A 21139-nucleotide genomic window follows, 5' to 3' on the forward strand; every position below is an offset into this window, starting at 1 on the left:
TATTGTGTAGGTGGTGCCCGGCATACCCTAGGGGAGGTATGGGGCGACGACCGGTGGCTCCAGCCCCTTTCACGGCAAGACTTGAGAATGTGATTCAGGCATACTACCGGCCCCGTGCCAGGGGTGGGTAAAGGTCTCCGCACCAAGGAGTCGTCAAGGACGGCAACCCGCGAGCCTTAGGTACGGAAAGCGCTCACGGAAATGAAAGGACCCCAGGAGGGAATCATAATGTTAATTCTTACGCGTCGAGTTGGTGAAACCTTGATGGTGGGTGACGAAGTCACCGTCACTGTGTTGGGTGTAAAAGGTAATCAAGTTCGTATTGGTGTGAATGCGCCAAAAGAAGTTGCAGTACACCGTGAAGAGATTTATCAACGAATTCAGCACGAAAAATCACCAGATGGTGAGTCTGCCTGATTTTTGGGCTGTATTTTGTCCGCAAAGTCGTTATCATGCGCGGCGAGTTTGAAGGCAGCGCCGATTAAGAGCGCTAACCCTCAAACCCCAAGCAATACTGCATTCCGGAGAGGTGGGTGAGTGGCTGAAACCAGCTCCCTGCTAAGGAGCCATACGGGAAACTGTATCGCGGGTTCGAATCCCGCCCTCTCCGCCATATTTCCAAAAAAGCCCCGCAAAGCGGGGCTTTTTTTGTATTGTTTCCGCTGGCGCTGCTCCTGCTTTGCATTGGCTTTCCTGGCTCCGCCTAGTCCTGAACTTGCGCTACACTAGGCTCCCGAACCGCTGCCCCCATTTCCATGGTAAAAGGTGATCCCATGACCGACTCCCTGACTATTGCTCGCCCTGACGATTGGCACTTGCACTTTCGCGACGGCGATTTGTTAGCGGAGACGGTGCCTGCCACGGCAAAGGTGTTTGGCCGGGCCATTGTCATGCCTAATCTGACACCGCCGGTGAATACCGTGGCCGAGGCCGCCGAGTACCGTGAGCGGATTCTGGCGCAGGTGCCGGCTGGGGTGAACTTTGAGCCGTTGATGGTGTTGTACCTCACGGACAGCACTCCGGTGCAGGAAGTAGAGCGCGCCGCGAACAGTGATTATGTTCATGCGTTCAAGCTCTATCCAGCGGGGGCCACCACCAACTCCGACAGCGGGGTGACCGATCCGGGCAAAATTACGCATCTCTACGAAGCCATGGAGAAGCACGATGTGCCGCTGCTGGTGCATGGTGAGGTCACCGATGCAGAGGTCGATATTTTTGATCGGGAGCGAGTATTCATCGACCAATACCTGGCGGATATCCGTGACCAATTTCCAGCATTGCGGATTGTTTTTGAACATGTGACAACGGCAGAAGGCGTTAACTTTGTGCGCGAGGCGAATGCGCTTACGGCGGCGACGGTCACGCCTCAGCATCTTCTGATGAACCGCAATGATTTACTGGTGGGAGGCGTGCGCCCGCACAATTACTGCCTGCCGATTCTCAAGCGTCGCCTGCATCAAGAAGCGATTCAGAAAGCGGTGATTGAAGGCAATAGCCGTTTCTTCCTGGGCACTGATTCTGCCCCCCATGCACGCACTAAGAAAGAAGCGGCCTGCGGTTGTGCCGGTTGTTACTCTGCTCGTGCGGCATTGCCGCTCTATACGACCTTCCTTGAGCAACACAATGCGCTGGACAAGCTGGAAGGATTTGCCAGCCATTTCGGTGCGGATTTCTATCGACTGCCTCGCCACACTGATACCGTAACCTTGGTGCGCAAATCTTGGTCTGTGCCTACGGTAATCGATGCAGCAGGTGAGCCGGTGGTGCCTTTCTTTGCCGGCGAGCAGCTGCCCTGGTCGCTGGGTTGAGCGCCATGGAACCACGCATTCCGGTTGTAGTGCTGACCGGCTTTCTAGGTAGCGGTAAAACCACACTGCTTAATCGTTGGTTGCGCGAACGAAAGAACATTGCCTTGATCATCAATGAACTGGGTGATATTGGCATCGACCAGTACCTTACTGGTCGCCAAGATGTGCCGGTGTCGCTGCTGGCTGGGGGCTGCTTGTGCTGCGTGATTCAGGGCTCCTTGTCCACCACATTGCGCAACCTGTTCATGGCTCGCAAGAGCGGCGACATTCCTGCCTTTGAAACTGTGGTGATTGAAACCACGGGAGCGGCGGACCCCTTTGGGGTGATTTCTCCACTGGAGCAGGATCTCTGGTTAAAAAAACGCTTTTTCTGTCAGTCTGTATTGACTGTGGTGGATACCCTGGCCGGTACCGATGCGCTTGCCCGCCACCCAGAAGTGCTCGAGCAAATCCACGCTGCAGATGTGTTGCTGCTTTCCAAGGTAGAGCAGGCCGATGAGGGTTCGCTACAACGGTTACAGTCGCAGTTGCGGGAGTTGAATGCGACCGCACGGCAATATCGATTGGACAACGATGATCCCGGTTCGCAATTGCTGGATAACGCTTTTGAGCGACGCTGTCGGGTGACGGGTCTGTTTTCGCTGGTGGCGGATGCTGCTGCGCCTGCAGTATCCGGGTTGGTGAGTCGCCCGGTGCAGAGTCAGGGTCGGCATAACTTATTTAGTGCTTCCTTGCGCTGGCCCTATGGACTGAGTTGGGCGCTGTGGCAAGCCGCTCTGCAGCAGTTACAAGAGCAATGCGGTGAAGCGTTGGTGCGGGTGAAAGGGCTGCTGCAGGTAAGCGGCCTGGATGGCCCTTTGCTGGTGCAATGGGTGGCGGGGCAGGCCCCGGAGATGACACCATTGAACGATTGGCCTGACCAAGACGGTGACTCGCGACTGGTGCTGATTGTGCGACACAATCAGGCTGACTTTGCGGGCGAACAACTGGCACACTGGCAGGCATTGTTGGAGCAGTTGCTGACGACTTCGGCGTGAACCGCCAGCCCTAACCAAAGCGCCTTTATAGCGGCAGAGTTTTATGGGTTACCTCTATTTGTCCCTGGCCATCGTGGCGGAAGTCGTCGCCACGTCGGCACTGAATGCCTCTCAGGGCTTCACTCGATTGTGGCCTTCGGTGATTACCGTAGTGGGCTATACCATTGCGTTTTATGCCCTTTCCCTAGCCTTGCGCACCATTCCCATGGGTATCGCCTATGCGGTTTGGGCAGGAGTGGGTATCGTACTGATTGCGTTGGTGGGAGCGGTGTTTTTCAAGCAGCTCCCTGACTTGCCTGCCATGGTGGGTATGGGTTGTATTATTACGGGCGTGGTGTTGGTCACGCTGGTCTCTAATACGGCCAGCCATTGAGACGCTCTGGGTCAGTAAGCCGATTAAATACAAGGAGATGTTGTGACGGATCGAATCAATCAGGTAGAGCTGGCGGTGGATCGGGTTATTGAGGCCACTGGTGGCGAAATTCGCCTGGCCATGCCGCTTGGGCTGGGTAAGCCCAACCGGTTTGTGAATGCGCTCTACGCCCGTGTGGAAGCGGACACACGCTTGAGCCTTGATATCTATACGGCTTTATCTCTGAGCAAGCCCAGTGCCGGCAGCGATCTGGAAAAGCGTTTTCTTAATCCGTTTGCCGATCGGCTTTTTGCTGACTACGAAGAGTTAACCTATTTGGCCGCGCAGAAACGTGGAAACCTGCCTGCCAATATTCGAGTATTCGAGTTTTTTGTGCAGCCCGGCAGCATACTGGGCTGCGATGTGGCGCAACAACATTACATTAGCAGTAACTACACTCACGTGGCACGAGACCTCAATGCGCGGGGCGTGAATGTGGTGGCACAGTTGTTGGCGCACCGTCAGGTAGACGGCAACGATGAATACAGTTTTTCCTGCAATCCAGAAGTCACTCTCGACCTTATGCCGTTGTTAAAGGCGCGCCGTGAAGCCGGTGAAACCATTTTGGCCGTGGGCCAGGTGCATCGGGATCTGCCGTTTATGGAAAACGATGCTCAGGTGGAGGATTGGCTGCCCGAAATGGATCTGTTGGTAGATGATCCGCAAGGACACACCCGCCTGTTCAGTACGCCGAACATGCCGGTGAATATTCAGGATCATTTCGTTGGGCTGCACGCCAGTACTCTGGTGTGCGATGGCGGTACATTGCAAATCGGTATTGGGGCATTGGGCGATGCGCTGGTGCATCACTTGCGTTTGCGTGATCAGGATAACCCCCGTTACCTGAAGGCAGTAAAAGGCTGGGCGGTGCCGCCGGAGCATGAGGCCCTGATCGAACAAGAGGGTGGCACCGGTGTTTTCCGTGAGGGCCTCTATGGCTGTAGCGAAATGATGACCCACGGGCTGCTGACGCTGATTGATGACGGCATTATTCGTCGTCCTGTGTATGACTGGGCGCCACTGCAACGGTTGGAAATGCATAACCCGGCCACCCCGGGGCTGGCACTACTGGATGCCCTGCGAGAACAGTCAGCAATCAGTCGGCGGCTGGATAAGGAGCAATTGCGTACGCTGAAACGGTTTGGCATTTTTCGTAATGAAATTACCAAGCACGGGGGTGAATTACAGTTGCCCAATGGGGTGACGGTGGCCAATGACCTGGATGATCGCACCACCCGTGAGGCCCTGAAAGCGGTGTTCGGTGAGCGTTTGGTTGGGGGGGTGGTCATGCATGGTGGCTTTTTCCTGGGCCCCCGTGATTTCTATGCGCGCCTGCGGGAGATGAGTAAGGAGGAGCGCGCCCGGATTAATATGACTCGGATCAGTTTCATCAATCACTTGTATGGTGATGAAACACTGAAACGCTTTCAGCGCCAGGATGCCCGCTTTGTGAATACTGCGTTCACCGTCACCTTGCTGGGCGCGGTGGCTTCGGATCAGATTGAAAACGGCAGGGTACTCAGCGGGGTAGGCGGGCAGTATAACTTTGTCAGCCAGGCCCATGAACTGGAAGGTGCCCGTTCCATTCTAATGGTACGAGCTTGGCGTGAGCGTGCTGGCGAGGCCATGAGCAATGTAGTATTCAGCTATGGTCATAACACCATTCCTCGACACTTGCGCGATATGGTGATCACCGAATACGGGGTTGCCGACCTCCGAGGTAAGACCGATGAGGAAGTGGTGATGGCCATGCTGAACGTGACCGATAGCCGTTTTCAGGTAGAGCTGATGGAGCAGGCTCAGGCAGCGGGTAAATTGCGCCAGGATTACCAGATACCCGAAGTGCATCGTCGTAATAATCCCGAACATCTGCACGAAATCGCAGAACGGTGCGGTAAGGATAGCTTTCCATTGTTTCCGTTGGGTACGGACTTCACTGGGGTCGAGCAACGCCTGTTGACAGCGTTAACCTGGTTGAAAGAAAAAGTGAGTCACAAGGAATACCTGAAACTGGGGCGCAGGGCGTTATTCCATGATGGCAGCCCGTCCGAGTTTGCGGCGCAACTGGAACGTATGGAACTTAAAGAGCCGGAGGGGATTCGAGAGCATATTTTCCAGCGCTTGTTGCTGACTGCGCTGGAGGCCACACAGGAAAACTAATTTTTTACAGGCGTTCCAGCACCCTGTTGGATGTCGGGCAGTGGCGGCAGAGAACGCCGCCTTAATCCCCATTGACGAAGGCGTTACTTGTTATCGTTCTTTTTGTTTTCCGGGCTGATGTTTCGGTCTGGACGGGGGCGGTCACTACTGGAAAGGGTGCGCCAGAAAGGAATGCGACGGGTCACCGAAACCATTTCGTCGACGCTATCGCTAATGCCGGATAAACGATCAACCGTGTCGCGTAACCCCACCAGCTCATCCACGTGTGCAGAAATCTTGAACATCACCATGTAAAATTCCAGCAAGGCGCGTAATACCGAGGCGGTTACTAGGAAAGTGAGTGGTGCGGCAATAAAAAAGTAAAAAAGGCCGCGCCAAGTGGATGCCATAAACGCTTCCACACACAAATAAATCAGCACCAGGGCGATGGCGGCCAGAGCGATGCCATACACACCCGGTAGGACCTGAATGATCATGTATTTATCGAACTTGAAGTTAAATAGTTCGCGCCAGTATTGCACCATCCAGAAGTAACCTCGGTGGATTTTTTCATTGAAGGTTGCCGGTGTGGAAGGCTGTTGATCGGTGTCTTCATTGGTGTTGCGTTGTTGATCTACCATTTTGCGTATTGCTCCTCGACAAAACCGTAGTGGCGGTCGATGCAAAGTCGGCGCCCGTTATCCAGGCGAAGTTCGCCATCGAAGTGGCCAAACAGCTGACTGAAATTGCTGGCAAACAGGCCCAGATTAAGGCGTTCTTTGTGGTTCCCGTTGGGGGTGAACTGAAGGTGTACCCGCCCGCAGAGGCTATGGATACCCCAAGGCTGCATCAGATCATCACGATTATAATCAAATACCACCCCGCCGGTGGGGACCATGACATTATCAATCCACAAGCAGTTTTCGGAAAAGGTTGTCTCATTGACACCGCAGGATAGATTCAGCCCGACGCGGGTATCACCCACCCGGGTGGACAAACAGGCCCAATTCCAAAAGGTTTCACGGCGCATATAGCCGGCGGAAAAATCATGGTGCCCGCTGGCGTCTATGGCGGCCAGGTCGGTGTGCTTGCCTTGGCGCTGCAGTGATCCGGTGACGGCTTTACCTGCTACTTTATTGGCATACACCCAGCCATTAATACCGGTGCGGGTGCACAGAGACATGGGCTGATAGTCTGTGCCTTCGTCCATCTGGGCATGGAGGGTTAGGTCATCCAACTCCACTGTCAGACTCTTGCTAAGAGCGCCTACACCATCCTGCTGATAACCCAGGCGGATAACCACATTCTTTTGCTCAAATACGCTTTCTCCTTGTCGGGGAGAACTCGACATGCGCAACCCTTTGCCTAGCAGTGAGCGCCAGGTGTATTCATGGAGAGCGCCGGTTTGCGGCTCAAACAGATAGAAAAAAGCCATGCCCAGGTAGGCCGTGTCAGCAAATGCGCAACCGGCCAGCAGTTCATCGCTGATAATGCCGAAATACTGGAACTGCTTGTAATGAAAATGCCGAGTAAAGGATGAGGCGGGTTTGCCCATGGGGGTGCGATAATCCGCCTCACGGCCGTTGATAGTGGCAACGGTATGCGGGAATACGCCGAAAGCAACACGGCCTTGATTATTTACTAAGGCTGGCGGTTGTTGTGATTTCATGGGCTAGGCCAGCTGACAGGTACGATGAAGCCCGGTTGGTCATGGTGAGGACTTGTGGCCATGAGCGGGCGAGAGTGGGTTTCAACATAGTTAATCAATGCAAGGCGATCAACGAAAGTTGCCTCTTTGTCCGACATAAACGGGGTCGCCCAGAATGGACGATCAATGATTGACCAGGGGCCCTCGTCCAACTCGTGGGTGGTTCGCCACCAACCGCGCTCGTGGCCAGCAGCCGGCATTTCTCCTTCGCTGGGGGTGTCGTGATGATAGAAGAGTCTCCCGCGTGTTAGCAGGGCCTGGCCGTTTATTTCCCAGCCTTGTTCTGCTAGCTGAGCGCGGGCCACCTCTGATCGAGATCGGGGCAGCTGCTGTTGATAGAGGTGTTGAGCTTTGCGGTGCAGAGTGTCATGGCGATTGGGGCCATACCACTGCTCGGCGGTGGCCAAGTAAAATTTGAGCGCTAGCTCCCAATGCCATAGTTCTCCGCTAAGACAGTCACGGACCAGCATGTCCAGCTCGCCCAGGGTGCGGCCCTGTTCACGAACTGGCAGGTTGGACGCCACGCGTTCAAGGCCTGTACTGGCATCCACCAGTGCGGCAACCCAGAGCTCGAAGATTAAACCTAAACGTGATGGCGCAGCTTGGGTTTGTAGTTGCTCGGCAGCTCTGTGAAGTAACGTCGGGTCCGCCAGAAACTCCCGTCGCAGCAAACTGCCGGCATCACGGAAAGGAGAACGCCGCAGCAAGGCGGGGGCCTGTATTAGCCAGCCAAGCTGACGGGTCAGCGTGTTTTTTGCACTATGGGGCATTACACCGAGGTGGATACGGACGAAAGCTGCTCTTCGCGCTTTTTCAGGGCGCTGCGGACCTCGTCGGCCCAGTGTAGCCAGGCTTGTTGATCCAGAATGCCCCGGCGTAGGGTCAGGTAAGTGAACAGGTCACGGTCCTGGTGGGTGTCATCCAGTTTGGCGGCCAGGGCTTCAAAGGTGTTCAGCCGCTCACGGCGTAGATCCGCCTGGTCGTCCAGCTCTTGAATAATGGAGGCGCTGTCGGACATGCTTCCGCCAGCAATTTTTACCATGAACGCATCACGGATCCGAGGTGGAGCTGCTGGCTTGCGAAGCCAACGAACCAAATCGTCGCGCCCTTCATCCGTGATTCGGTACAGCTTTTTGTCTGGTTTGCCATCTTGGGGAATATGGCGGTATTTCACCATGCTCTGATCGTTGAGCTTCCCCAGCTCCAGGTAAATCTGCTGGTGGGTGGCGTTCCAGACCAGCCCGATACTGTTGGCAAATTCGCGAGCGAGGTCGTAACCACTGGCTTCTTGGTCTTGTAACAGGACAAGTATGGCATGGCGCAAAGACACGGCTCACTCCTCGTTTTTTTTGTGAGATAACACCTGTTTGAATAGTAGAGAGCTGTGTAGTTGCTGCGCAATCCGTTGAATAAGTAGTTTTGTAAAAACTTGATGGGATTACCCTACAGGATCCAGTAAGTGTAAGCATCTGTTATTAAATAGGGGCTTTTTGTGGGCCGTGTGTAGCGGTAAAAGGAAAGCGACGTTGCCTTTCTAGTCGGCGCAACGTCGAGTAAGCGTGCGTGTTTTAAGGGGCTCTAAAAACTCGTTACGATTCTCGACATGGCCTGAAGCGCGGGAAGAAGCAGATCTTGTGATCTGTCGCGACGGACAGGGTGGCCTTTTCCTAACGACAAAGCTGTAAATGAGGCTTTAATGCCACACCCCTAGGGTTTTTCAGGCTGGCCCACACTCGTTGTTGCACTTTTTTAGATAGATGGGCATATCTCGATACCCTTAGCCGGGGCGCCTACGAATTATTCCTCTGTTACCCCAGAGGGGCTATAGATTGTGGCGCTGCTGAAAGACTGAGCATGTAAGAAGTTTTGCTGAGGTTCTTTACCTTGAGGGCAGAACGCATCGCTCACCGGGAAAGTGCCATGCTAGTGGCTCCCCTCCGTAGCAGGAGAGCACTTAAAGCATATAGTCAGTGGCAGCCTGATTCTGCATTAAATTCATTTTTTTGTACTACGACGATCATCAGATGTGGCGTTTTACTGAGGGTGCGGCAGATCATGTTAACCACGTTGGGCATGCCAGGAGAAAGATCAGGGGTTTGAACGGCGTCTGTGATAAAGGAGGTCAGTGATTCTTCGCTGAACGGGGCAGTGATAGCTTCCATCGCCCTGGGCACTGGGCGTTTCGCGCCGTTGTGTATCCGTTGAACAAAGGCATCGGTTCGCTGGTGCTGACGGTCACTGGAGCGCAAGCCGACATGTGGAGTTGCCATTCTTGTTGTTTTTTCAGTCAATTTGGTGCGGGCGCCCCCAGTATAGCCAGCGACAATGCGGTGATGAATGCCCCAAGGTGGCAGGCGAATGGCTATTTCTTTTTCCCAGCGAATGGCAGATGATTCGCGACCGGTAAGATACCTGTAGCGCAGGCCTGAGGAGAATGCCATGTTAGGCGTCGTGAACGCGGATGCGGACCAGGTAAAAGGCTGGTTGCAGCAGGCCAATATTCAGCACTACATCTGTGAGCACTGTCATGCACTGCACTTGTCTGAATTACAGGGCCGTGAAGGTGTGGTGGATGCGAGGCTGTTTGTGGAAGAAGACGGCATTTTGCTGACCAGTGAGTTGGAAGTGCGCCCGGCGGCCTTGTTTGCAGTGCAGGCGGAGTTGGGCCGACTGAACATGGCTTACCCGTCGGTGAAGCTGTTTCTGGATGTAAACGACGATTCCCTGCCTCGCTTGGTGGTGTGTGATTTGTTACTGGGCCGCAATGGGGTCACCTTCGAGCAGTTTATTTATTTTGTCCAAGCGACGGTGGACGCCACGTCGCAGCTACTGGATGAATGCCAGGATGAAAGCTGGTTGTTGTGGCCTGATGATTTTGATTCCGACGCCGGCGGGGCGTTGCATTAACGCAGATGCCGGATTGAGGCGTTTGCGCATACAGTGAGAGGGCGCGGCCAGTGCACGATAATGCTGATCTGTTGGGTGGTGCGGGGACAACTCCGCTTGAGGGTCTGGTGGATGGCCTGGCCCGGCATGGATTTGCGGTGGCGCCGGACTATTTCCCTGCCGCTTTGGTGGGAGCTCTACGTGAGGAAGCCCGCTACAAGGATCGGCACGGTGAATTCCATCTTGCCGGCATAGGCCGTCGCCAAGCGCGCCAAAAGGATACTCGGGTACGCAGCGATCGCACTTGCTGGTTGAAAGGCGATTCGTTGGCCCAGTGCCAGCTATTTGAAGGACTGGAAAGTCTGCGTCTGGCGGTAAATCGCGATCTGTTTATGGGCTTATTCGAGCTGGAGTCCCACTTTGCCATTTATGGGCCGGGGGATTTCTATCAACGCCATGTGGATGCGTTTAACGGTAATAATGGGCGATTGTTGTCTGTGGTGCTTTACCTCAATGAAAGCTGGCAAAGTGGATGGGGCGGGCGCCTGCGAATCTGGCCTGAACCGGACGCAACCAGCGTGGCCACAGAGGTGGAGCCTCGTGCGGGTACCTTGGTGGTTTTCTTGAGTGACAGCATCCCTCACGAAGTCTTGGCAGCGACCCAGGAACGCTACAGTATTGCCGGATGGTTTCGGCGCAACAACACCACCGCCGACTGGCTCGATCCGCCCCGCTGATACCGTGATGCTTTCCGCTGCCTCGCGATCTTGAGCGTCGGGCTTTATTCTCTATTATGCCAATGTCATAGCCACTGCCTTGAGTTTTCAGCGGCTCCTTAACCGAAACTCTGCCCAACCCCTTGAAAGCGCCCCCCTAAACCCCATTTTCTTATTCAGTGACAACTGGCCGGTTGGAGTAATGCAGACAGTCTTATGACTGGCGTTAACTCCGTGTCACATCAACCATTTTTAAACCGTTTTCCAGCGGATGCCTGCGGGGTCTGTTGGTGAGATTGGAATGAGGATAGTGTGATGAATACCGGATTTTCCCTTGCCCCATTGTTTCGCCATTCTGTTGGCTTCGACCGTTTCGATGAGTTGCTAGATGCGGCCCTGCGTGCGGACCAGTCCAATGGCTACCCCCCTTACGACATCATCCGTGAAAGTGATGGCCGTTACCGCATCGTCATGGCCATGGCAGGCTTTGCGCGCAGCGATTTGGAAATTACCGTTCAGGAAAATGAACTGCGCATCCGCGGTAACTTGAAAACGGAAGAGGGTAACGAGCGTACTTGGCTGCATCGCGGTATTGCCCGCCGGGCTTTTGAGCGGACTTTCAAGTTGGCTGACCACGTGGAAGTGGAGGGGGCAGGGCTGAAAGATGGCCTGCTCACCGTGACCTTGAGCCGCGTGGTGCCAGAAGAGAAAAAGCCCCGTGTGATTCCGGTGGATGGTGCGCCGACTCCGATAAAAAGTAATTAATCGCTCACTTGTTGTGAGGCGGTTTTGTGACCTGGTAAAGGGGCCGTAAAGGCCCCTTTTTGTTAGCGTGGGTGACGTACAGCATGATAATTGTGGGTCAATAACCGGGTGGAACAATTGGCCTGTGTGGTCATCGCAAAAGGGTCTAACCCGGTAATTGCCCCTTCAGAAACATAGGCTGACCAGGAAAATTGGCGTACGGTATTATTGGGTTACGGTACTGTCCGCGCAACGCGACCTGCTGTTCGCCATAGGGAGAGACAGCAATGAAACGACTTTACTCTTTCACCCAATCCTTTGCGTCCGTTCAGGGTATTACCGGTGAGTTACGCAAAGCAGGTATCGGTGAGAACCGCCTGCATGTCATGGGCACCGACACCATGGCCATCGCCATGAAGCGGAAGCAGCCGGACAGGAAGAGCATTTTAGTCCGTTTGATTAACAGGCCTCGCGCATCACGTTTGCTGCTTGCAGCAGAGTGGCTCTGGGCTAACGCTCCATCCAATACGCCGCAACGTCTAACATACGGTGGCTGAAGCCCCACTCGTTGTCGTACCAAGCCAACACTTTTAATTGTTGGTCCAGGAGCCGGGTGTGGTTGGTGTCTACCACGCAAGAGTAGGGCTGGTGGTTGAAGTCGCTAGAGACCAGAGCCAGATGGTTCATGGCTAATACTCCCTGCAAATGACCGTGGGCTGCATTGCTCAGGCTGTCATGAATCGCCTCGACCGTAGCCGGCTGTTCCAGCAGTAGCGTCAGGTCCACCAGCGAGACGTTGAGGGTAGGGACTCGCACCGCCATTCCGTCCAATCGTCCGGCCAGGTGCGGCAGCACTTCTCCTACGGCTTGAGCGGCGCCTGTGCGGGTTGGAATCATGTTGACTGCCGCGGCGCGGGCCCGCAACAAATCCCCGTGAGCCTTGTCTACCAGGTTCTGGTCGTTGGTGTAGCTGTGAATCGTGGTCATCAGCCCCTGTTTCACCGTGAAGTTGCGGTCCAGCACATCCACTAGCGGGGCCAGGCAATTGGTGGTGCAAGAGGCGTTAGAGACGATGCGTTGATCGTCATCAAGAACCTTGTGATTGACGCCATAAACCACCATGGCATCGGCGTCGTCCACCGGGTAGCTTGTTAGCACCCGGCGGGCGCCAGCATCAAGATGCTGTTGAAGTTGGGCGCGTTGTTTGTAGCGACCGCTGCATTCAAACACTAAGTCGGGGGCCCGTTCGCTCCACGGTAATTTTTCCAGTTCGGCAATGGCGTAGCAGGGCACCCTGAGACCATTAATTTCCATGGTTTCGCCGTCATAATGCACAGAATAGGGCCAGCGACCATGGGTGGTATCGAAGGCAAGCAGGTGCGCGAGTACGTTGAAATCGGCTAGGTCGTTGATGGCGACCAATTCAAAACGCTCCCGGGCCGGATGTTCGCTGAGGGCCCTCACCAGGCAGCGCCCTATGCGGCCGAAACCGTTGATGGCAATGCGAATGGTCGGATTACTGTCCATGGAGCCTCCCTGTCCGCGTTGGGGTGGATAAGGTCTGGCGACCGTCTGCACCTTCGAGTGTAGCCCTGCGGCACGGGTGAGGCCACCTGTCTTGAGACAAAAATCTACCCCTGCACAGTTGAGGTCACACCCTCCGAACTTGGTAGGCTGGCCTGTATTTGTTCTTGTCGTTTTTTCAAGATACGGGCAACCCGCTTGCCTTCAAAGCAGGTGCCGTCCCCTTTACCTTGGCGGGAGGGGGGCGACCAGCCTGAAAGAGTGAGAATATAAGGCGTGCCCCAGAAATTTCCTAACCGGATCCACGCCCAAGCCCGGCTGTCCTCTTGCAATAGCGGTGGGCTTTCGCCACAATGCGCGCTCGTTTCGCGGCTGCCAAGCTGCAAACGCGTTATGGTCGACCCGTCGGTCCCCCCGCAACGATAAACTGCGAACCCCGCCAGGCCCGGAAGGGAGCAACGGTAGCAGTGGACTTGTGTGCCGGGGTGTGGCTGGCGGGAAGACCGCTCTAATTCCTGTCCTTCCCCTGCGCGCTTTCACGCAACACGCTTCTTGTACTGTCCTCCTTTCGGGAACTTCGTTAGCATAAGCTTCTTGATTCCAATCCCTTTTTCTTCGTGGTCGAGAAAGCCGCTGGAGTGCTATGAGTTACCAGGTTCTTGCCCGTAAATACCGGCCCCGCACCTTTGATGAACTAGTGGGGCAGGAGCACGTTTCCCGGGCCCTGATGCATGCCCTTGACCAAGATCGTCTCCACCATGCCTATCTGTTTACCGGAACCCGCGGGGTGGGCAAAACCACCATTGCCCGTATCCTTTCCCGATGCCTGAATTGCGAGCAGGGGGTCAGTGCCCGGCCGTGCGGTGTATGCCCTACCTGTCAGGAAATCACCGACGGTCGTTTCGTTGACTTGATCGAAGTGGATGCGGCCAGCCGCACCAAGGTGGAGGATACCCGCGAATTGCTGGATAACGTGCAATACGCGCCGACCCGGGGGCGGTACAAGGTGTACCTGATTGATGAGGTGCACATGCTTTCCGCCCATTCTTTCAATGCGTTGCTGAAAACTTTGGAAGAGCCCCCGCCCCATGTGAAGTTTCTGCTGGCCACTACAGATCCGCAGAAACTGCCGGTGACTGTGTTGTCCCGCTGCCTGCAATTTAGTCTTAAGGCTTTGCCTGCGGAGCAGATTGCCGGGCATTTGAAAACGCTGCTCGACAAGGAAATGATTCGCTACGATGAGCCTGCACTGCTCTCGTTGGGCAAGGCGGCTGAAGGCTCTATGCGTGATGCGTTGAGTCTCACGGATCAGGCTATTGCGTTTGGTGGTGAGCAGCTCAGTAGTGAGGCGGTGAACGCCATGCTGGGCACCGTGGATCGTAATCATGTACTTACCCTGCTGGTGGCGCTGGCGGAGCAGGAACCGGGTGCTGTGCTGCAGGCATTAGCATCGGTGAGCGAGCATTGTCCCGGTGAGTTGGCATTGCTGGATGAGCTGATCAGTCAGCTGCACCAACTGGCGGTCTGCCAAGCGGTCCCTGGCAGCTATGATGAGACGCAACAACAGCTCGCCGCAGCGCTTACTGCCGAACAGATTCAACTTTATTACGACGTGGCCCTGCGTGGCCGTCGTGACCTGCAGGATGCACCAGATAGCCGCGCGGCCTTGGAGATGTTGTTGCTGCGCATGGTGTTGTTCACTCCCAAAGGTGTATTGGTGCAGGGGGACAGCCCCGCAGTAAAAAAGCCTAAAGCGGCAGCGCCGCCGGCGGAGCCTGGCGGCAAGCCAGATTTGCGTGCCCTGTTGAACAGAGCGCCTGCCGCTGCGCCGGCCCCGGTCTCGCCGCCTACACCTACATCGGCTCCTGCATCTGTTACAGCACCAGAGCCTTCGCCGACGCCGGCTGCTGCCGAGCAGGCAGCACCAGTGGACGCGGCGAGTAACACTGTGTCAGCGGGGGATGCGCCACCCTGGGATGAAAGCCCAAGCCCATCCGCGGTCCTGGCTCAGGAGAACGTTGGCGGTCGATCGCCGGCTACTGCCAGGGCTACTTCTCAGGCCTCACCCGAGCCTGTGGTTGCCGCCGCTGCGCCCCAGAGTAAAGCGCAAGCCGAGCCCGAGATTGAACAAGCGCCAACGCAGAAGGCGGAATTATTGGCGCCGCTAGCGGAACCCGCCAATGAGTCGCAAGTGGCCACTTGGTGGGCGGCGCTGCTGTTGCGGCTGGACGTGGATGGCACGGTACGCAACATCGCTCGCAATGCGGTGCTGATCAGTCGCGAGGAAAGCGTGTGGAGGCTGCGGATCAGTCCGGGACATCAAGTCCTGGTTAATCGCGAGCGCCTAGAAGAATTGAGCGGCGCGCTGGGTAATTACTTCCAGCGGCGTATTCAGGTCCAAGTGGAATTTGAGCAACAGCCGGGGGCGACACCGGAGGTCATTGCTGAAGCGCGTCGGCAGCAACTGCTGGTCCAAGCTAAAGACACATTGCAGTCTGATCCGGTGGTGCAGGCGCTGGTCACCACCTTTGGCGGTCGGCTCGATGAAGAAAGTGTCACCCCGAAAGAGATAGTGGAATAAAGAACGCAACAAGCAATAGGCAACACGGTTAAGCCGGTTTGTCCGCCTTGCATTGCTGCGTGAAGTTTGAAGCGTTTATATGGGAGTAAACCATGGATTTCGATATTAATAACCTCATGCAGCAGGCCCAGGCCATGCAAGAGAAAATGAAAAAAATGCAGGACGAGGCCGCTAATTCGGAAGTGGTGGGCGAATCTGGGGCCGGATTGGTGAAAGTCACCATGAATGGCCGCCATGATGTGAAAAACGTGAATATCGATGCCAGCCTAGTGGGCGAAGACAAAGAGCTGTTAGAAGATTTACTGGCGGCGGCGGTGAATGATGCGGTTCGTCGGGTCGAGAAGCACCAGCAAGACAACATGCAGAATATGGCGGGTGGCTTCCCGTTTCCCCCTGGCTTCAAACCCTAAGCTCACCGACGAGACGCCGAAACTGTGAAACATGCGCCACTAGTTGACCAGCTAATTAATGCCTTCACTTGCTTGCCGGGTGTAGGGCCGCGCTCCGCCCAGCGCATGGCCTATGCGTTGCTGGATCGTGGCCGTGAATCCGGGCGTCGTTTGGGCGATGCCCTGCATGCGGCCATGGATGGAGTGCAGCATTGCGAACGTTGCCGTAATTACGCTGAAGCCGCTCTTTGCCCAGTCTGTGATGACCCCCGTCGAGATGCCTCGCTGGTGTGTATTGTGGCTACCCCAGGAGACGTGCTCGCGTTTGAACAATCCGGTGAATATCGTGGGCAGTATTTCGTGTTAATGGGTGAGCTGTCACCACTGGATGGCGTTGGCCCCCGTGAGCTGGGTCTGGATGTGCTGGAACAGCGGCTTAAAGAAGGGCAGATCAGTGAGTTGATTTTGGCCACGGGCACTACCGTGGAAGGCGAAGCCACTGCGCATTATGTGCTGGACCTAGCCCAAGATGCCGGAGTGGGGGTCAGCCGTATTGCTCAAGGCGTTCCCATGGGCGGCGAATTGGAGTTTGTGGATGGTGCCACCCTGGCGCAAGCCCTGAAAGGCCGCAGACCCTTTGATTCCTGACGTTTCACCACCTTCCTTAAAAGTCTGATTGCTCTTTATTGTCGATCAATTCAAACCACGGATTCGTCTGGTTTCAGCCGGTTGCTTTCTGTTATGGTGGAACCAAGCAAGCGCTAGGTTGTGCGCAATAAATGAATCCAAGGAGGCCCTGTGAGTGCCCTGAATTATTTTAATGAAACCCACCAGATGGTGCGCGATACGGTACGCAAATTTGTTGAACGGGAGATTCTCCCGGAAGTAGACGATTGGGAGGAAGCGGGAGAGTTTCCCCGTGAGCTGTATAAGAAAGCGGCATCCGCAGGCATTCTTGGCATTAATGCGCCAGAAGAATTTGGTGGTACCGGTGAAGACGTCTTCATGAAAATTGCTGCCTGTGAGGAGCTGGTACGGTGCTCGTCCGGCGGCCTTTGCGCGAGCTTGGGTTCGCTGGATATCGGCTTGCCCCCAGTTTGGAAATGGGGCAGCGAGGCCATGAAGCAGCGGGTCGTTCCGGAGGTAATCAACGGAGACAAGATTTCGGCGTTGGCGATTACCGAGCCTAACGGGGGTTCTGACGTGGCCAACCTGCAAACCCGAGCGGTCCGTGACGGTGATCATTATGTGGTAAATGGAGCTAAAACCTTTATTACCAGTGGGGTGCGCGCCGATTATTACACCGTAGCCGTACGCACGGGGGACAAGGGTTATGGCGGTATCAGCCTGTTGCTGATCGAAAAGGGTACCCCGGGCTTCACCGTTGGGCGCAAATTGAAAAAGATGGGCTGGTGGGCTTCTGATACTGCTGAGCTATTTTTCGAAGATTGCCGTGTGCCGGCGGAAAATCTGATCGGTCCGGAAAACGGTGGTTTCTACTGCATCATGAGTAATTTTCAGATGGAGCGATTGGTGCTGGCGGTGACGGCTAACAGTACCGCCCAATTGGCGCTGGACGAAGCCATGCGCTATGTGAAAGAGCGCGAAGCCTTTGGCCGCCCGCTCGCCGGTTTTCAGGTGACGCGCCACAAGCTGGCAGAAATGGCTACCGACGTAAAAGCCAGCACGGAATTCACCTACCGAGTGGCCGCTCGAATTGCAGCCGGTGAGAATTGTGTGCTGGATGTGTCCATGGCGAAAAATGTGGCCACGCGCTGCGCTGACCGCGTTACTTATGACGCCGTGCAGCTCTTTGGCGGCAGTGGCTATATGCGCGGCACCGTGGTGGAGCGTTTGTTCCGCGATAACCGGATTCTCTCCATTGGTGGTGGTACCCACGAGATCATGAATGAAGTGATCGCCAAGCAGATGGGGCTTTAAGCGATCAGCCCCACGTTTCAGGCCGAAGCTTAGGAATGTGTTCAGGTTTTGAAACGTAAGAGGCCGCGCCATAATCCATGGACGCGGCCTCTTTGCTTTAGGGAAGTAACAAGCGTCAACCGTGTTGTAGCGTGTAGCTGTCAGGTGCACTCTGCCCGTGACGGTTCCATTTTGCAGCGGACCTTGCGTAGCAGGGTCAACATATTCGGGTCGTAGTAACCTTCGACGCGGAGTTGATCGCGCGCTTCCTGCATCAGGACTTCATACTCTGCTTTGTCCTCTTCGGGTATTTCCACCCACCAGCGCGGGTCCACGTGGCGGGCTTCCTTGTCCAGTTGATCGGTCATGCGGTGCAGGTTGTTGTAGAAATACTCCCGTGATTTCTGGGCCATTTCCGGTGGGAATCTGTCGTTCTTTGCGATCAACTGGAAGGTCAGCTGAACCAGAGGGTAGTTGATGATCCCGCCATCTGGGCTCAGGCCCTTGTACAGTTCCAAAGCACTATAGGCCACCAGTGGTGCCGCAATAACGTCAACCACCCCATTATTGAACTTGGTGGAGAAGTTGGTGATGTCCGAGGCAACTGGCGTAGCGCCAACCTGGGACACAAGCTTAGCTTGAGTTTCATCGTATTCCAGCACAGCGACTTTTTTACCGGCAGCCTTGGCCAAGGAATTCACTTGGCGATCATTGACGAAAATATACGCTGCCCCTGCCGGAGCAATTCCCAGAATCTGATAGGCGCCCTGAGACAGTTTGTCTGCGCTCTTGGGATTGGAAAGAACCTGTAGTACTACCTTCATGTGGTCCATAGTGGGGATGGCGCCAATGGAATCTACCGTGCCTGCGTACTTGTTGAAGGCGCGGCCACGAATGCCGGTAATCAAGGAGGCGTCACAGATACCCGCTTTCAGGTCTTCAGCGGCGATCGCTTCGTTGGTGTAGGGGACCAGCTCCGTTTCCAGGCCCCATTCCATTGCGGCGGCTTTCCAGTCTTTCATGGCGTTCATGACCGGGCCTACATTGCCGACAATATCAAATACACAAATTTTGCGCTTGATGGTGTCTGCCTGTGCGCTAAAAGGCGCAGACAAGGCGTAGAGGGCTAGAACGGCGGTAAACAGCTTCTTCATTGGTGTATTCCTGCTTGTTATTACTAGTATGTCTGCCGATGGGTGATGTTCTCGATACTAGAGATGTCAATCGCCAACGCAATGCCTTTGATTTTTTGTTCAAGGGCGTTCTGGCCAATCGCAATTGCAATCAGGTACGGTGCAAGCGGCGGATCTCGCCCGGGGTGCGGCCGGTCCAGTTTCGGTAAGCTTTGCTGAAACTGGCTTGATCACTGTAGCCAAGCAAATGGGCAATTTTTTCTAGGGACATACACGTTTCTTGCAGGTATCGGGTGGCAAACGTTTCCCGCACTTTGTTGCGAATACCGCTAAAGGCCGTGCCCGCCATTGACAGGTGCCGCCGTAATGACCGGGGGCTCATGTCCAGCTTTTCAGCGATGGTTTGCAGGGAGCTATTACGCCCAAGGTTATTCAAGATTTCCTGGCGTACCAGGTTCACTACTCTGAGGCTGGCGTTGCTATCCAGTTGCTTTCGAGAACGAGCGGTAGCGAGCACGTTAGCCATGCTGGCGTCATTGACTCTGGGTTGACGAGGGGACAATGACATGACAACCCGATTGACTGGGCGGTCGAAGTGAACGGTTATATCATCCGCCAGCTTGTTCCAACCCAAGGACGTATCCGGGCAGGGGAAGTCACATTCGAAGATGTAGTCTCTACAAACCAGCGAGGATAGTGAGTAAATGCTGCCCATGTAAATGCTGGCGATGGTCTGTCTGAGTCCTGCAAAACGCCAGCTGTCGCACAGGTCAATAGTGATGGTGTCAGCAGTGCACTGGATATCCATATTCATCAGGGGCACGGAAACCTGAAAGTATTGGACGATCATTCTTGCCAGTTTGCGAGGGTCTTCTTGTCGAAGCAGGACAAACCCTAAAATGCCATGGCCATGAAAATCAAGTTGTTGGCCAAACCGGAAGCCGGCGGTGGCATCATTGAGCAGAGCGCTGGCCCTGCGGAGAACGTGGCAGATTTGTCGGATGGTTATGTGGCTATCGGGATCATTCAGAATGTTTAGGTCAAGCCCGGAATTTTCGAGTACTGCCGTAGCAGTTATTCCGTGTGTTTCTACGAATTGTAAATACAGCCGACCATAACGAGTGGAAACGAGAGGAAGGTCTAGGGCACGCCCGTGATTTTTCATTGCTTGAGTTTCGGTTAACGGGAGGGGAAGAGCAAAATTTTGCATTGTGAAAGGTCACAAAAATCTTTTTTCTTGTATAAAAAAATAGGTTTTGCCCTTTTTAACAAAAAAATGGCCGTTCTTACTATTTAAACCCAAGAGCATTACTGCCCATGATGCGCCCACTTTCATAGCAAGAATAATCAGGGATAGGGCCATGCAAAAGGAAAAAAGTCACAGATTGAAAGCGCGTTATGTTTCTATATCAAAAGTATCAGTGCCAATGGTAAGGAGAATGTATGATGTTTATTCTTCTTACTACGACAATGTTGGTCTTGAACTCTTTTGTGATGACATGTCAGAAAAAAGTGGCGTTTTTTTGGTAGAGGATAAGGCGTCAAACCGGATTGTAGGTTTCTCTACAATGAAAATATTGCACTTTAGTTCTGGAAATAAAATAGTCAAAGGCATTTTTAGTGGCGATACTATTATCGAGAAAGAGTACTGGGGCAGCAAAGCGCTTCACGTTGCATTCTTCGCCCGCCTTATTCGTGAAAAATTCCGTCATCCATTCCGGCCCATGTTCTGGCTGTTAATCTCCAAGGGCTACAAGACCTATCTTTTAATGGCGAATAACTTTTATAACTACTACCCGAATTCTAATCACCACTGTGAAAAACTTGAGGGTTTGGTAGATAACTACTGCAACCAACTTTTTAAACCCTATTATTGCTCAGAAAAAAGAATTCTGGACTTCGGAGAAGGATATACTCACCTCAAGTCTAATGTGGCGATTATTTCTGATGAAATGCGCGCTCAGAATGACAAAATCCATTTTTTTGAACAACGTAACCCCTCTTGGGAGCGTGGTACGGAATTGCCTTGTATCGGCGAAGTGAGTTATTCCCTTATTTTAAAATATCCCTTTGCTCTTTTGCGTAAGCTGAGCCGAAAGAACCATCGAGCGTCCGTCACTGACATGCCGGCCAATAACTAGA

Annotated in this window: 22 protein-coding genes, 1 tRNA gene and 1 other RNA gene; 16 read left to right on the forward strand and 8 right to left on the reverse strand. The window is 54.3% G+C overall.

Going from position 1 to position 21139, the window contains the following annotated elements; translation table 11 throughout:
• Positions 1–228 precede the first annotated feature (228 nt).
• From csrA to ABNH10_RS09605, 6 genes are all read left to right on the forward strand, one after another.
• Positions 229–417, forward strand: a complete 189-nt coding sequence (gene csrA, locus ABNH10_RS09580) for a carbon storage regulator CsrA (protein ID WP_062817490.1) — start codon at positions 229–231, stop codon at positions 415–417.
• Positions 418–523: 106 nt separating this feature from the next.
• Positions 524–613: transfer RNA gene (locus tag ABNH10_RS09585), tRNA-Ser, on the forward strand.
• A 160-nt stretch (positions 614–773) separates the two neighbouring features.
• On the forward strand, positions 774–1808 hold the full coding sequence (gene pyrC, locus ABNH10_RS09590) for a dihydroorotase (protein ID WP_349385735.1): 1035 nt from the start codon (positions 774–776) through the stop codon (positions 1806–1808).
• Between the two features lie 5 nt (positions 1809–1813).
• Positions 1814–2845, forward strand: coding sequence for a CobW family GTP-binding protein (locus ABNH10_RS09595; protein ID WP_349385736.1), 1032 nt, complete (start codon positions 1814–1816; stop codon positions 2843–2845).
• 43 nt (positions 2846–2888) lie between these two features.
• A complete protein-coding gene (locus ABNH10_RS09600) occupies positions 2889–3218 on the forward strand; it encodes a DMT family transporter (protein WP_349385737.1) in 330 nt (109 codons plus the stop codon).
• A gap of 42 nt (positions 3219–3260) precedes the next feature.
• On the forward strand, positions 3261–5417 hold the full coding sequence (locus tag ABNH10_RS09605) for an acetyl-CoA hydrolase/transferase C-terminal domain-containing protein (protein WP_349385738.1): 2157 nt from the start codon (positions 3261–3263) through the stop codon (positions 5415–5417).
• Between the two features lie 83 nt (positions 5418–5500).
• On the opposite strand, the gene ABNH10_RS09610 is transcribed toward ABNH10_RS09605, so the two are convergent.
• The 5 genes from ABNH10_RS09610 to ABNH10_RS09630 all read right to left on the reverse strand — a co-directional run bounded on the left by ABNH10_RS09610 (position 5501) and on the right by ABNH10_RS09630 (position 9545).
• Positions 5501–6037 (reverse strand): DUF4282 domain-containing protein, encoded by a 537-nt coding sequence (locus ABNH10_RS09610; protein WP_349385739.1) that lies wholly within the window; start codon positions 6035–6037, stop codon positions 5501–5503.
• Positions 6031–7065: a DUF2804 domain-containing protein gene (locus ABNH10_RS09615; RefSeq protein ID WP_349385740.1), complete on the reverse strand. Its 1035-nt coding sequence runs from the start codon at positions 7063–7065 to the stop codon at positions 6031–6033. Before ABNH10_RS09615 ends, ABNH10_RS09610 begins: the two co-directional genes overlap by 7 nt.
• Positions 7062–7874 carry a DUF1853 family protein gene (locus ABNH10_RS09620; protein WP_349385741.1) on the reverse strand — a complete coding sequence of 271 codons (813 nt, stop codon included), beginning with the start codon at positions 7872–7874 and terminating at the stop codon, positions 7062–7064. The genes ABNH10_RS09615 and ABNH10_RS09620 overlap by 4 nt, the downstream gene beginning before the upstream one ends.
• Positions 7874–8434 carry a PadR family transcriptional regulator gene (locus ABNH10_RS09625; protein ID WP_349385742.1) on the reverse strand — a complete coding sequence of 187 codons (561 nt, stop codon included), beginning with the start codon at positions 8432–8434 and terminating at the stop codon, positions 7874–7876. Before ABNH10_RS09625 ends, ABNH10_RS09620 begins: the two co-directional genes overlap by 1 nt.
• 637 nt (positions 8435–9071) lie before the next feature.
• On the reverse strand, positions 9072–9545 hold the full coding sequence (locus ABNH10_RS09630) for a hypothetical protein (RefSeq protein WP_349385743.1): 474 nt from the start codon (positions 9543–9545) through the stop codon (positions 9072–9074).
• On the opposite strand from ABNH10_RS09630, the gene ABNH10_RS09635 reads away from it, so the two are divergent.
• The 4 genes from ABNH10_RS09635 (at position 9544) to ABNH10_RS09650 (ending at position 12007) form a co-directional block, all read left to right on the forward strand.
• Positions 9544–10011 carry a YbjN domain-containing protein gene (locus tag ABNH10_RS09635; RefSeq protein ID WP_349385744.1) on the forward strand — a complete coding sequence of 156 codons (468 nt, stop codon included), beginning with the start codon at positions 9544–9546 and terminating at the stop codon, positions 10009–10011. The two genes, ABNH10_RS09630 and ABNH10_RS09635, sit on opposite strands and share 2 nt — an antisense overlap.
• Before the next feature lie 50 nt (positions 10012–10061).
• Positions 10062–10727: a 2OG-Fe(II) oxygenase gene (locus ABNH10_RS09640; RefSeq protein ID WP_349385745.1), complete on the forward strand. Its 666-nt coding sequence runs from the start codon at positions 10062–10064 to the stop codon at positions 10725–10727.
• Between the two features lie 294 nt (positions 10728–11021).
• Positions 11022–11471 (forward strand): Hsp20 family protein, encoded by a 450-nt coding sequence (locus ABNH10_RS09645; protein WP_349385746.1) that lies wholly within the window; start codon positions 11022–11024, stop codon positions 11469–11471.
• Positions 11472–11737: 266 nt separating this feature from the next.
• Positions 11738–12007, forward strand: a complete 270-nt coding sequence (locus ABNH10_RS09650) for a hypothetical protein (RefSeq protein WP_349385747.1) — start codon at positions 11738–11740, stop codon at positions 12005–12007.
• On the opposite strand, the gene gap is transcribed toward ABNH10_RS09650, so the two are convergent.
• Entirely contained in the window at positions 11961–12977 is a 1017-nt protein-coding gene (gene gap / locus ABNH10_RS09655; protein ID WP_349385748.1) for a type I glyceraldehyde-3-phosphate dehydrogenase, read from the reverse strand. The two genes, ABNH10_RS09650 and gap, sit on opposite strands and share 47 nt — an antisense overlap.
• A gap of 400 nt (positions 12978–13377) precedes the next feature.
• Between gap and ffs the strand changes: the two genes are divergently transcribed.
• The 5 genes from ffs to ABNH10_RS09680 all read left to right on the forward strand — a co-directional run bounded on the left by ffs (position 13378) and on the right by ABNH10_RS09680 (position 17885).
• An RNA gene (gene ffs, locus ABNH10_RS09660) (signal recognition particle sRNA small type) lies at positions 13378–13474 on the forward strand.
• Positions 13475–13617: 143 nt separating this feature from the next.
• Positions 13618–15555 (forward strand): DNA polymerase III subunit gamma/tau, encoded by a 1938-nt coding sequence (gene dnaX / locus ABNH10_RS09665; protein ID WP_349385749.1) that lies wholly within the window; start codon positions 13618–13620, stop codon positions 15553–15555.
• A 92-nt stretch (positions 15556–15647) separates the two neighbouring features.
• On the forward strand, positions 15648–15965 hold the full coding sequence (locus ABNH10_RS09670) for a YbaB/EbfC family nucleoid-associated protein (RefSeq protein ID WP_349385750.1): 318 nt from the start codon (positions 15648–15650) through the stop codon (positions 15963–15965).
• Between the two features lie 24 nt (positions 15966–15989).
• Complete coding sequence (gene recR, locus ABNH10_RS09675) at positions 15990–16592, forward strand: recombination mediator RecR (protein WP_349385751.1); 603 nt, start codon at positions 15990–15992, stop codon at positions 16590–16592.
• Positions 16593–16742: 150 nt separating this feature from the next.
• A complete protein-coding gene (locus tag ABNH10_RS09680) occupies positions 16743–17885 on the forward strand; it encodes an acyl-CoA dehydrogenase family protein (protein WP_349385752.1) in 1143 nt (380 codons plus the stop codon).
• A gap of 140 nt (positions 17886–18025) precedes the next feature.
• Here the strand turns inward: ABNH10_RS09680 and ABNH10_RS09685 are convergent, their stop codons facing one another.
• Both ABNH10_RS09685 and ABNH10_RS09690 read right to left on the reverse strand, forming a co-directional pair.
• Positions 18026–19018: a putative solute-binding protein gene (locus ABNH10_RS09685; protein WP_349385753.1), complete on the reverse strand. Its 993-nt coding sequence runs from the start codon at positions 19016–19018 to the stop codon at positions 18026–18028.
• Between the two features lie 130 nt (positions 19019–19148).
• Positions 19149–20207 (reverse strand): AraC family transcriptional regulator, encoded by a 1059-nt coding sequence (locus tag ABNH10_RS09690; protein WP_349385754.1) that lies wholly within the window; start codon positions 20205–20207, stop codon positions 19149–19151.
• Between the two features lie 151 nt (positions 20208–20358).
• Between ABNH10_RS09690 and ABNH10_RS09695 the strand changes: the two genes are divergently transcribed.
• Complete coding sequence (locus tag ABNH10_RS09695) at positions 20359–21138, forward strand: hypothetical protein (RefSeq protein WP_349385755.1); 780 nt, start codon at positions 20359–20361, stop codon at positions 21136–21138.
• The last annotated feature ends 1 nt before the right edge of the window (position 21139 follow it).

The sequence above is a fragment of the Alcanivorax sp. genome (genome assembly GCF_040119285.1).
In the GTDB taxonomy this organism is placed as follows: domain Bacteria; phylum Pseudomonadota; class Gammaproteobacteria; order Pseudomonadales; family Alcanivoracaceae; genus Alcanivorax.